We start from the raw sequence: 11,251 nt of genomic DNA, 5'->3' as shown, positions 1-11,251 counted from the left end.
ACAAGTAGTCATCATCCAGGGGCTTGATCCTACAGGCCGCCCACTCTATCACCACCGGTGAGAGCTTGGTTCGCGACCCCCACCAACACTCCGGTCCGGCTTTCCGGCCCGTTCCGCGCTGGCAGAGATAAAGTTACACGGCGGCAAAACCCCGGTTTCACCCACCCCCCTCTAACTGCGTTTCCGCAGGTCAGGGGGTGGTTTCGACGCCTGCGGTGCTTCGCTTGCCCCGACGGACCACGAGCCAGCGCCCGTGGAGGAGGTCCGAGGAGGCCGGCTGCCACTCCTCGTCGGCGATCTTCGAGTTGTTCACGTACGCCCCGCCCTCCTTCACGACACGGCGCGCGGCCCCCCTGCTCTCCGCCAGCCCGGACGTCACCAGCAGGTCGACGATCGTCGGCTGGTCCGCCAAGCGCACGGTCCCGGTCGGTACCTCGGCCATGGCGGCGTCGAGGGTCGACGCGTCCAGGTCCCGCAGCTCACCGCGACCGAACAGTGCTCCACTCGCCGCGACCACCTGCTCGGTCGCGTGCGAACCGTGCACAAGGGTGGTGAACTCGGAGGCCAGCCGACGCTGGGCGGCCCGTAGATGCGGGCGTTCCGTCGTGTCCTTCTCGAGCGCGTCGATCTCCTCGCGCGACAGGAACGTGAACATCCGCAGGTACCGCAGGACGTCGGCGTCCCCGACGTTCACGAAGTACTGGTACCAGGCGTACGGCGAGGTCAGCGCGGGGTCGAGCCAGATGTTCCCGCCGCCGGTCGACTTGCCGAACTTGCGTCCCTCGGCGTCGGTGACCAGCGGGGCGGTGAGCGCGTGCGCGGATCCGCCGTCGACCTTCCGGATGAGGTCGACCCCGCCGATGATGTTGCCCCACTGGTCGGAGCCGCCGACCTGCAACAGGCAGCCGTGCTTCCGGAACAGCTGCAGGTAGTCGAATGACTGCAGGAGTAGGTAGCTGAACTCGGTGTAGGACATGCCGTCGCCGTCGAGCCGCCGCTTGACCGTCTCACGCGCGAGCATGACGTTGATCGAGAAGTGCTTGCCGACGTCGCGGAGGAACTCCAGCACCGGCATGCCGGCGGTCCAGTCGAGATTGTTGGCCACGACGGCGCCCGTCGGTGAGTCGTCGAAGTCGACGAACCGCTCAAGCTGGCCGCGGATCCGCTGGGTCCACTCGGCGATGATGTCCAGGGACTGGAGCGTGCGTTCCCCTGTGTCGCGGGGGTCGCCCACCATGCCGGTCGCACCTCCGGCCAGCACGATCGGCCGGTGGCCGGCGCGCTGGAAGCGGCGCAGCAGGAGCAGGGGCACGAGGTTCCCGGCGTGCAGGCTCGGCGCGGTCGGGTCGAACCCGGCGTACAGCGTCAGGGGGCCCGCGTCGAGGTCCTTCCGCAGTGCGTCGAGGTCGGTGGACTGCGCGATCAGCCCGCGCCAGGTCAGCTCGTCGAGGATGTGCTCCGTCACGGTCGTCGATTCTCCCGCATCGGTCGGTGACCAGTCGCGGGAGTATCAGCCGCGGCGCTTGCCGCCCCGCCGGTAGACGCTCACCGCGGGCGAGCCGTCGAGCCAGAACCGCCACGGGACGTCCATCGCGACCGCGACCCCGACTCGTGGCCCGGCCACGACCGACTCCGTGGGCGCCGGTTCGCCCGCCAGCAACCGGACCGGTGACGCGGGATCGGTCAGGTCGACGCCGTTGTGCTCGCGTTCCAGCCCCAGAACGGACGTGAGCCGGGCGGGGCCCTTGGCCAGTTCGGTGTTGCTGCGGGAGGCGGGACGACGCGACCGCGCCTCCTCCAGGCCGCCGATCACCTCGCCCGCACGCAGCAGCACCGCACCCGGCACACCGTCGGTGAGGGAGACCACGTTCGCACAGAAGTGCATGCCGTAGACGAAGTAGACGTACAGGTGCCCGGCCGGCCCGAACATCACCTCGTTGCGGGGTGTCTTGCCGCGGTAGCAGTGCGAGGCGGGGTCGTCGCCGCCGCGGTAGGCCTCCACCTCGACCAGCCGCACCCGCACGTCGCCGGCTTCGATCACACAGCCGAGCAGCAGTTTGGCCGCGTCGACGGGATCGACCGCCAGTTCCTCCCTGGTGAGCTGCCGATCGAGCGGCACGGAGACGGACATGTGTTCGACCCTATACGGGCAGCGATTCTCGCCGCTCGGCACGCACCGCGGGCAGGTACAGGGGCGCGGCCAGCGCGAGCACGACCGCTCCCACCACGATGGCGAAGCTGGTCGAGACGCCGGACGCGAGTGCCGTCAAAGCGATCAAGCCGAGGGAACCGGCCGGCTGCGCCACCATCGAGTTCAGCGACAACACGGTCGTCCGGTGCTCTCCGGTCACCTCCCGGTGCAGGAGCGTGTCGTGTACCGGGTTGGCGGCGCCGTGCACCAGGTAGCAGGCCAGATAGCCGACGAGGGCGCCTACCGGGCCGGCGAGCAACCCCATGCCGACGACGGTGACGCCGTGCAGCACCCGGAGCAGGACCGCCGTGACACCGACGCCCCACCGGGCCGTGAGCAGGGGGACCAGCGCGGCGCCCAGAGCCGACACCAGCCACGCGGCGGAACTGGCCGGACCGGTGAGCTCGGCCGCCTTCTCCGGGCCACCGACAAGTTCCGACAGGCGAACCGGGAGCAGCTTCTCGAACGTGATCATGCCGAATCCCCAGCACAGCTCGACGCCGAGCAGGCAGAGCAGGATCGGGGACCGGCGGACCACCCGCGCGCCACCCGCGATCACCCGTGGCACCTGTCGTATCGACGCCGTCAGCGTTCCCCTGGGGCGTGTCGGTTCGGTGACGAGGACCGCCAGTACCGCGAGGCCGATGAGTTGCACGACGAGACCAAGCAGCACCGGCAGCACGAGCGCGGGAATGCCGGGAATCCGGACCCACGCGACGATGCCGCTCGAGGCAAGCGCGGCCGCACCGATCGAGAGGCTGAGGACCGTGTCGCCCGTGCTGAGCCCACGCTCCAGCTTCGCGGACGGGTCGGCGGCCAGGGTCGCGTCCACGTACCAGGCTTGGAGTGGTCCGCTGTCGAGCGCCCGGTAGACCCCCTGCAGCAGGTAGACGACCGCGAACATCGCGAACGTGTCGGCGAACGCCAACAGTGTCAGTGACACGGCCGACACCGCGGCGGACAGCACGAGCACCGGTCGTCTGCCCCACGAGTCGGACAACCCGCCGGTCGGCAGCTCGAGCAGGAGAACCACGAAGCCCTGCACGGACGCGGCGAGCCCCACCTGCGCCAGGGTCAGCCCGCGGTCGAGCGGCAGGAGCACAAGGACCGGGAATCCGAGACCGACCGGGAACCACCGCAACGCCAGGAGCAGCAGGTAGCGGAACCGCGCCTGCCGGGCGGTCACGGCCGGTCGTCGAGGTCGATGGGCATCGAGTTCAGCTGGACCGACACCCGCCGGGCGCCGGGTCGCGGCTCGTCACCGAATCGCTCCTTGAACCGGAGCATCACCGATTCGAGCTCGGTCATCAGCTCGTCCAGTTCCTCGGCGGTGGCAGTGATGAGGGCGTCGGAGGCGCGTGCGGCGTCCCGCCACGCGAGGGGCCAGTGCGGCCGTTCGTCCTCCCAGCGGGCCACCTTCTCGGCGAAGTAGCTCTGGTAGTGCTGACGCAGCCAGCCGGAGGCCGCCATGGCGTCGGGGTCGTCGACCAGCTCGGTGTCCGACCAGCCGTGCGACTCCTGCGCCGGCGCCCAGAACCGTTGTTTGCCGGTGCCCTCCCCGGTCTCGACGACGAGGTTGACCTCGGCGAGTTTGCGCAGGTGGTAGCTGGTGGCGCCGGTATTCGTGTGGAGTCGCTCAGCGAGCTGGGTGGCGGTGGCGGCGCCGTTCACCCGCAGCTCGCTGAGCAGCCGCGCCCGGAGTGGGTGGGCGAGCACACGGATGGCGCGGCTGTCCAGCTGAATGTGATCCATGCATGCACAATAACTGTGCACACAAGTTATGCACAACTATTGTGCAAACCAGATCCGCAGGTCGGCGAGCACGTGGTCCACCATCGCACGCTGTTCGGCGACCCGTGTCGGGGCCGTGCCGCCGTACGCGTCGCGGGACGCGACCGAGCCTTCGACGGTCAGCACGTCCCGAACCTCCGGCGACAGCGCCGGGTGCACGCCGGCTAGTTCCTCGTCGGTCAGATCCTCCAGACCCACGCCGCGGGACTCGGCGACCCGCACGCACTCCCCCGCCGCCTCGTGCGCGACGCGGAACGGGACGCCCTGGCGCACCAGCCACTCGGCGATGTCCGTGGCGAGGGTGAAGCCTGCCGGCGCCAGCTCCGCCAGGCGGTCGGTGTCGAACGTCAGCGTGCGCAGCATGCCGGCGATCGCGGGAAGCAGCAGCGTCAGCTGCTCGACCGAGTCGAACAGCGGCTCCTTGTCCTCCTGGAGGTCGCGGTTGTAGGCGAGCGGCTGGGCCTTGAGCACCGCGAGCAGCCCGGTCAGGTTACCGATCAGACGGCCGGCCTTGCCGCGGGTCAGCTCCGCGACGTCCGGGTTCTTCTTCTGCGGCATGATCGACGAACCGGTCGCCCACGCGTCGTCGAGCTTCGCGTAGCCGAACTCCGCGGTCGTCCAGATGATCACCTCCTCGGCGATCCTGGACAGGTTCACCCCCAGCATGGCCAGGCAGAACGCCATCTCGGCTGCGAAGTCACGGGACGCGACGCCGTCGATGGAGTTCGCGGAGGCCGCGTCGAAGCCCAGCTCCTTGGCCACCGCCTCCGGGTCGAGGCCCAGCGACGAGCCGGCAAGGGCGCCCGAGCCGTACGGGGACACCGCGGTACGCCGGTCCCAGTCCCGCAGCCGGTCGATGTCTCGCAGCAGCGCCTGGACGTGCGCCAGGAGATGGTGGGCCAGCAGCACGGGCTGGGCGTGCTGGAGGTGGGTGCGGCCCGGCATGACCGCGGTCGGGTGCTGGTCCACCTGGTGGAGCAGTGCCTCGACGACGTGGGTCACGCCGAGCGCGATGCCGCGGGCTGAGTCCCGAAGGAACATCCGGAACAGCGTGGCCACCTGGTCGTTGCGTGACCGGCCGGCCCGGAGCTTGCCGCCGAGCTCCGGGCCGGCACGTTCGATGAGCCCTCGTTCGAGGGCGGTGTGCACGTCCTCGTCCGACGGGGCAGGCGTGAACTCGCCGGAGGCCACTTCGGCGGACAGCTGGTCCAGCGCGGCGAGCATGCCGGCGAGCTCGCCGTCGGTCAGCAGCTTCGCGTTGTGCAGGACGTGGGCGTGCGCTCGCGAGCCCGCGATGTCGTACTGCGCGAGCTTCCAGTCGAAGTGGGTGGACAGGGACAGCGCCGCCATCGCATCGGCGGGCCCTGCCGAGAACCGGCCACCCCACAGTGCCTCAGCCATGCTGGTCCCGCTTCGCGGCGATCTTCGACGGCAGGCCCCACAGCTGGACGAAGCCCTTGGCGAGCGACTGGTCGAACGTGTCGCCCTCGTCGTAGGTGGCCAGGTTGAAGTCGTACAGGGACGCCTCGCTGCGCCGCCCGTTCACGACCGCGCGGCCGCCGTGCAGCACCATCCGGATGTCACCGGAGACGTGCTCCTGCGAGTTCACGATGAACGCGTCCAGTGCGTCCTTGAGCGGCGAGAACCACAGGCCGTCGTACACCAGCTCGCCCCAGCGCTGCTCGACCTGCCGCTTGTACCTGGCCAGGTCGCGCTCAACCGTGACGGCCTCCAGTTCCTGGTGCGCGGTGATCAGCGCGATCGCGCCGGGCGCCTCGTACACCTCGCGGCTCTTGATGCCGACGAGGCGGTCCTCGACCATGTCCAGGCGGCCGACGCCCTGGGCGCCCGCGCGGCGGTTGAGTTGCTGGATGGCCTGCAGGACGGTGACGGTCTCGCCGTCGATGGCCACCGGGACGCCCTTGTCGAAGGTTATGACGACCTCATCCGCGTCGCGTGGCTCGGCCGGGTTGTCGGTGTAGGAATAGACGTCCTCGATCGGCGCGTGCCAGATGTCCTCGAGGAAGCCGGTCTCGACCGCGCGGCCCCACACGTTCTGGTCGACCGAGTACGGCGACGACTTCGACTGGTCGATCGGCAGGTTGCGGTCCTGCGCCCAGGCGATGGCCTTCTCGCGGGTCCATGCGAAGTCGCGGACCGGGGCGATCACCTTGAGGTCGGGCGCGAGCGCGCCGATGCCGACCTCGAAGCGGACCTGGTCGTTGCCCTTGCCGGTGCAGCCGTGCGAGACGGTGGTTGCGCCGTGCGACTTCGCGGCCGTCACGAGGTGCTTGACGATCACCGGCCGGGACAGCGCGGAGACCAGCGGGTAGCGGTCCATGTAGAGCGCGTTGGCCTGCAGCGCGGGCAGGCAGTACTGCTCGGCGAACTCGTCCCGCGCGTCGACGACGAGCGCGTCGACCGCGCCGCACTCGAGAGCCCGTTTGCGAATGGTGTCGAGGTCCTCGCCGCCCTGTCCGACGTCCACGGCGACCGCCACCACCTCGGCGCCCGTCTCCTCGGCGATCCAGCCGATCGCCACGGACGTGTCCAGACCGCCCGAGTAGGCGAGGACGATCCGCTCTGTCATTCGGTTTCTCCTTCTAGGTTCGTTCGCGCCGCGAGGGCGGTGAAGCGTTCGGCGAGGTCCTTGCCGGACAGTGGCTCCCTGGCGATCACCATCACCGTGTCGTCGCCGGCGATGGTGCCGACGACCTCGTGCAGGGCGGCCCGGTCGATCGCGCTGGCCAGGAACTGCGCGGCGCCGGGCGGGGTACGGAGGACGGTCAGGTTCGCGGAGAAGTCGGCCGCCACGAGCAGTTCGGCCAGCAGCCGCGACAGTCGGGACGTGCCGCCCTGCACACCACGCACCGGGGAGCCGTCCTCGGGGATCACGTAGACCGCGGCGCCACCGTCCACGCCCCGCAGCTTGACCGCGCCCAGTTCGTCGAGGTCCCGGGAGAGGGTCGCCTGGGTGACGTCTATACCTTCTCCAGCAAGGAGTTTGGCCAACTCCGTCTGGCTGCGGATGCCCATGGACGCGACCAACTCGACGATCCTCGCCTGGCGGGCAACCCGGGTAGCCGCGGTCATTGTTGGATTACCCAGGCGAGCAGGGCCTTCTGCGCGTGCAGGCGGTTCTCCGCCTCGTCCCACACCGCGCTCATCGGGCCGTCGAGCACCTCGTCGGTGATCTCCCAGCCGCGATGCGCTGGCAGGCAGTGCAGCACGATCGCGTTCTCGTTCGCCCTGGCCAACAGCTCGGCGTTGACCTGGTAGGGCCGGAACGGGGCCACCCGGTCCTTGCCGTCGTTCTCCTGGCCCATGGACGTCCAGGTGTCGGTGACCAGCACGTCGGAACCGTCGACGGCGCCGTTCGGTTCGGTCAGGACGGTCACGCTGCCACCGGTGTCCGCCGCCCGCTTCTTGGCGTCGAGCAGCACGTCCGGGTGTGGGGCGAAGTTCTCCGGGTGTGCGATGCGGACGTGCAGTCCGGCGGTGACACCGCCCAGCAGCAGCGAGTGGGCCATGTTGTTGGCGCCATCACCGAGGTAGGTGAGCGTGAGGCCGGCGAGCCTGCCGTGCCGTTCACGGATGGTCTGCAGGTCGGCGAGCACCTGGCAGGGGTGGAACTCGTCGGTCAGCGCGTTGATCACCGGGCCGCGGGACACCGAGGCCATCGCCACGATGCGGGCCTGCGCGTAGGTCCGCCACACGACCGCGTCGACGTAGCGGGACAGCACGCGCGAGGTGTCCTCGATGGTCTCCTCACGCCCGAGTTGCATTGTGCGACCGTCCACGACGATCGCCTGACCGCCGAGCTGGGCGATGCCGACCTCGAACGACAGCCGGGTGCGGGTGGAGTTCTTCTCGAAGATCGTCGCGAGGGACTTGCCGGTGAGCGGGGTGAAGCCGTGCGGGTCGGCCTTCATCTCGTCGGCCAGGTCGAGGACGGCGAGCTGCTCGTCGGGGGTCAGGTCGTCGTCACGCAGGAAGTGCCTCGGCATGGTCACGCCTCCTGTGCCTGGTCGAGGACGTCGGGTAGGACGTCGAGGAAACCGTGGACCTGGTCGGTGTCGAGGATCAACGGCGGCATGAGCCGGAGCGAGTCCTTCTGCACGTTGTTGACCAGGTAGCCGGCGGCCTGGGCGGCCTGCGCGGCGGCGCCGGAGACGGGCTTGGCGAGCCCGATGCCCAGCAGCAGGCCGCTCCCCCGGACCTCGGTGACCAGCGGGTGGTCGAGTGCCTCGACGCCGGCCGCGATCTCCTTGCCGATCGCGGCGGCGTGCTCGACCAGACCGTCGGCGGCGATGGTGCGGAGGACCGCGAGGCCGGCCGCGCAGCAGACGGGGTTGCCGCCGAACGTCGTGCCGTGGTGGCCGGGTTTCATCAGCTCGCCGACCGGGCCGACGCCGATGCAGGCACCCAGCGGTAGGCCACCGCCGAGGCCCTTCGCGAGGGTGATGACGTCCGGGGTGATGCCGGCCTGCTGGAACGCGAACCACGTGCCGACGCGGCCGAGGCCGGTCTGCACCTCGTCGAGGACCAGCAGCGCGCCGTGCTCGCTCGTGAGCTGTCTGGCTTTCTGCAGGTAGCCGGCGGGTGCCGGGTGCACGCCACCCTCGCCGAGCACCGGCTCGATGATCACGGCGGCGGTGTGCTCGTCGACGGCTGCCTCCAGGGCCGCCGGGTCGCCGAAGGGAACGTGTTCGACGTCCGGCAGCAGCGGCGCGAACGGTTCCCGCTTCGGCGGCTGTCCGGTCAGCGTGAGCGCGCCCATCGTGCGGCCGTGGAAGGCGCCGTCGCAGGCCACGAGCTTGGTGCGGCCGGTGAGACGGGACAGCTTGAGCGCCGCCTCGACGGCCTCGGCACCAGAGTTGCAGAAAAGGACCTTCGCCTGGCCGGTCAGCCCGGCGATGTCGAGCAGCTCGTCGGCCAGGGCGACGGTCGGCTGGTTGACGTACAGGTTGGACGTGTGGGCGAGGGTCTGGATCTGCTCGGTCACCGCCTGGACGACGGCCGGGTGGGCGTGACCGAGCGCGTTGACCGCGATGCCGCCGACCAGGTCGAGGTAGCGGTTGCCGTCGGCGTCCCACACATACGCGCCCTCACCGCGCACGAGCGTGAGCTTGGGGGTGCCGTAGTTGTCCATGAGGGACGACTGCCAGCGCGTCTGGCCGTCGGTGTTGGAGCTGATCATTGTGTCTCCTCGGGGAGGACCATGGTGCCGACGCCGCTGCCGGTGAAGACCTCCAGCAGCACGGAGTGCGCGAGCCTGCCGTCGATCACGTGGGCGCGGGGCACGCCGCCGCGCACGGCCGCGAGACACGCCTCCATCTTCGGGATCATGCCGCTGGCCAGGCCGGGCAACATCTTCTCCAGCTCGTTGGCGTGGACCTGGTTGAGCAGCGAGTCCTTGTTCGGCCAGTCCGCGTACAGGCCCTCGACATCGGTGAGCATCACGAGCTTCTCGGCGTTCAGCGCGACCGCGATGGCGGCGGCCGCGGTGTCCGCGTTCACGTTGTGCGCCAAGCCGTCCACGTCCGGCGCGACGGTCGACACGACCGGGATGCGGCCGGCGTTGATGATGTCGACCACCGCCTCCGGGTTGACCGCGATCACGTCGCCGACCAGGCCGAGGTCGACCTCCTCGCCGTCCACCGTTGCCGTTCTGCGCTGTGCGGTCAGCAGGTGCGCGTCCTCGCCGGAGATCGCGACCGCGTACGGGCCGTGAGCGTTGATCAGCGCGACGAGCTCGCGGCTGACCTGACCGGTGAGCACCATCCGCACCACGTCCATGGTCTCGGGTGTGGTGACCCGCAGGCCCGCCTTGAACTCACCGGGGATGCCGAGCCGGTTGAGCATGGCGGTGATCTGCGGGCCGCCGCCGTGCACGACGACCGGGTGCAGACCGGCGAGCTTGAGGAACACCATGTCCTGCGCGAACGCGGCCTTCAACTCGTCGTCGACCATCGCGTTGCCGCCGTACTTCACGACGACCGTCGCGCCGTGGAACCGTTGCAGCCACGGCAAAGCCTCGATCAGGACGGCGGCCTTCTCCGTCGCCTGGGGGATGGTCATGACGAGTACGCGCTGTTCTCTTCGACGTAGCCGTGCGACAGGTCGGTGGTGAGCACGGTCGCCGTGCCCTGGCCGGCGTGCAGGTCGATCTCGACCGTGATGTCGCGGCCGGACAGGTCGGCCTTGCCGCGGTCCTCGCCGAGGCTGCCGTTCACGCAGACCGGGATGCCGTTGATCGTGATGTCCAGCTTGCCGCCGTCGAACTCGGTCGGCGCGTTGCCGACCGCCATCGCGACACGGCCCCAGTTGGGGTCGGAGCCGAAGAAGGCGGTCTTGCACAGGTTGTCCTGCGCGACGACCTTGGCGGCGGCGTGCGCCTCGGCGTCGGTGGCCGCGCCGGTCACCGTGATGGTGACGTGCTTGGTGACGCCCTCCGCGTCGGCCTGCAGCTGTTTGACGAGGTCGTGGCAGATCTCGGTCAGCTTCTGGGTGAACTCCGCCACCGTGGGGGTCACGCCGGACGCGCCTGAGCACAGGAGCAGGAGGGTGTCGTTGGTCGAGGTGCCGCCGTCGACGTCGAGGGAGTTGAAGGTGGCGTCGACCGCCTGCCGCAGTGCCTTGTCGAGGTCGGGCTGGTCGAGCACGGCGTCGGTGGTGAGGACCGACAGCATCGTGGCCATGTTGGGGGCGCACATGCCGGCGCCCTTGGCGAAGCCGCCGATGGTCCAGCCGTCGCCGCTGACCTGCGCCTGCTTGGGCACCGTGTCGGTGGTCATGACCCCCTCGGCGGCGTCACGTCCCGCCTCCGGGGTCGCGGCGAGCTGCTCGGCGGCTTTCGTGACACCGGCCTTGAGCTTGTCCATCGGCAGCCGGGCGCCGATCAGGCCGGTCGAGCACACGGCGACGTCGATCGCGCCGATGCCCAGGGTCTCGGCGACGTGCTCGGCGGTGGCATGCGTGTCCTGGAAGCCTTCCGGGCCGGTGCAGGCGTTCGCGCCACCGGAGTTGAGTACGACGGCCTTCGCGCGACCGGTGCTCAGCACCTGCTGGGACCACAGGACGGGCGCGGCCTTCACCTTGTTGCGGGTGAACACACCGGCCGCCGCGTCGAGCGGGCCGTCGTTGACCACGAGGGTCAGGTCCTTGGCGCCACTCTCCTTGATCCCGGCGGCCAGGCCCGCGGCCCGGAAACCCTTGGGCGCGTTGATTGTCATGATGCCGCCTCCGCGGGAAAAAGTACGTCGGCGG

Annotated in this window: 11 protein-coding genes; all 11 read right to left on the bottom strand. The window is 69.9% G+C overall.

What is annotated here, in order from left to right:
• Positions 1–190 precede the first annotated feature (190 nt).
• Genes tyrS through argJ form a run of 11 tightly spaced genes read right to left on the bottom strand, consistent with a single transcriptional unit; the run spans position 191 to position 11,217 of the window.
• Entirely contained in the window at positions 191–1,465 is a 1,275-nt protein-coding gene (tyrS, locus tag VF106_RS45840) for a tyrosine--tRNA ligase (RefSeq protein WP_330846367.1), read from the bottom strand.
• Between the two features lie 45 nt (positions 1,466–1,510).
• Positions 1,511–2,131, bottom strand: coding sequence for a DNA-3-methyladenine glycosylase (locus VF106_RS45835; RefSeq protein WP_330846366.1), 621 nt, complete (start codon positions 2,129–2,131; stop codon positions 1,511–1,513).
• A gap of 10 nt (positions 2,132–2,141) precedes the next feature.
• On the bottom strand, positions 2,142–3,377 hold the full coding sequence (locus VF106_RS45830) for an MFS transporter (RefSeq protein WP_330846365.1): 1,236 nt from the start codon (positions 3,375–3,377) through the stop codon (positions 2,142–2,144).
• On the bottom strand, positions 3,374–3,943 hold the full coding sequence (locus VF106_RS45825) for a helix-turn-helix domain-containing protein (protein WP_330846363.1): 570 nt from the start codon (positions 3,941–3,943) through the stop codon (positions 3,374–3,376). The genes VF106_RS45830 and VF106_RS45825 overlap by 4 nt, the downstream gene beginning before the upstream one ends.
• 36 nt (positions 3,944–3,979) lie before the next feature.
• A complete protein-coding gene (argH, locus tag VF106_RS45820) occupies positions 3,980–5,383 on the bottom strand; it encodes an argininosuccinate lyase (protein WP_330846362.1) in 1,404 nt (467 codons plus the stop codon).
• Positions 5,376–6,572: an argininosuccinate synthase gene (locus VF106_RS45815; protein ID WP_330846361.1), complete on the bottom strand. Its 1,197-nt coding sequence runs from the start codon at positions 6,570–6,572 to the stop codon at positions 5,376–5,378. The genes argH and VF106_RS45815 overlap by 8 nt, the downstream gene beginning before the upstream one ends.
• The gene (locus VF106_RS45810) at positions 6,569–7,075 is read right to left on the bottom strand and encodes an arginine repressor (RefSeq protein ID WP_330846360.1); all 507 of its coding nucleotides are present in this window, start codon (positions 7,073–7,075) and stop codon (positions 6,569–6,571) included. Before VF106_RS45810 ends, VF106_RS45815 begins: the two co-directional genes overlap by 4 nt.
• Complete coding sequence (gene argF / locus VF106_RS45805) at positions 7,072–7,989, bottom strand: ornithine carbamoyltransferase (RefSeq protein ID WP_330846359.1); 918 nt, start codon at positions 7,987–7,989, stop codon at positions 7,072–7,074. Before argF ends, VF106_RS45810 begins: the two co-directional genes overlap by 4 nt.
• Before the next feature lie 2 nt (positions 7,990–7,991).
• On the bottom strand, positions 7,992–9,182 hold the full coding sequence (locus VF106_RS45800; RefSeq protein WP_330846358.1) for an acetylornithine transaminase: 1,191 nt from the start codon (positions 9,180–9,182) through the stop codon (positions 7,992–7,994).
• Positions 9,179–10,063, bottom strand: coding sequence for an acetylglutamate kinase (gene argB, locus VF106_RS45795; RefSeq protein ID WP_330846357.1), 885 nt, complete (start codon positions 10,061–10,063; stop codon positions 9,179–9,181). The genes VF106_RS45800 and argB overlap by 4 nt, the downstream gene beginning before the upstream one ends.
• Positions 10,060–11,217 (bottom strand): bifunctional glutamate N-acetyltransferase/amino-acid acetyltransferase ArgJ, encoded by a 1,158-nt coding sequence (gene argJ, locus VF106_RS45790; protein WP_330846356.1) that lies wholly within the window; start codon positions 11,215–11,217, stop codon positions 10,060–10,062. The genes argB and argJ overlap by 4 nt, the downstream gene beginning before the upstream one ends.
• Positions 11,218–11,251: the final 34 nt, after the last annotated feature.

Source organism: Actinophytocola sp. (genome assembly GCF_036378875.1).
Lineage (GTDB): Bacteria > Actinomycetota > Actinomycetes > Mycobacteriales > Pseudonocardiaceae > Actinophytocola.
The sequence above is the reverse complement of the archived record's forward strand: the minus strand, read 5'-3'. Positions and strand labels throughout refer to the sequence as shown.

Coding starts and splice junctions, on each gene's coding strand:
- VF106_RS45825 (WP_330846363.1), bottom strand. CDS start 3,943: ATGGATCACATTCAGCTGGACAGCCGCGCCATCCGTGTGCTCGCCCAC.
- argB (WP_330846357.1), bottom strand. CDS start 10,063: ATGACCATCCCCCAGGCGACGGAGAAGGCCGCCGTCCTGATCGAGGCT.
- VF106_RS45810 (WP_330846360.1), bottom strand. CDS start 7,075: ATGACCGCGGCTACCCGGGTTGCCCGCCAGGCGAGGATCGTCGAGTTG.
- argH (WP_330846362.1), bottom strand. CDS start 5,383: ATGGCTGAGGCACTGTGGGGTGGCCGGTTCTCGGCAGGGCCCGCCGAT.
- VF106_RS45835 (WP_330846366.1), bottom strand. CDS start 2,131: ATGTCCGTCTCCGTGCCGCTCGATCGGCAGCTCACCAGGGAGGAACTG.
- argF (WP_330846359.1), bottom strand. CDS start 7,989: ATGCCGAGGCACTTCCTGCGTGACGACGACCTGACCCCCGACGAGCAG.
- VF106_RS45815 (WP_330846361.1), bottom strand. CDS start 6,572: ATGACAGAGCGGATCGTCCTCGCCTACTCGGGCGGTCTGGACACGTCC.
- VF106_RS45800 (WP_330846358.1), bottom strand. CDS start 9,182: ATGATCAGCTCCAACACCGACGGCCAGACGCGCTGGCAGTCGTCCCTC.
- argJ (WP_330846356.1), bottom strand. CDS start 11,217: ATGACAATCAACGCGCCCAAGGGTTTCCGGGCCGCGGGCCTGGCCGCC.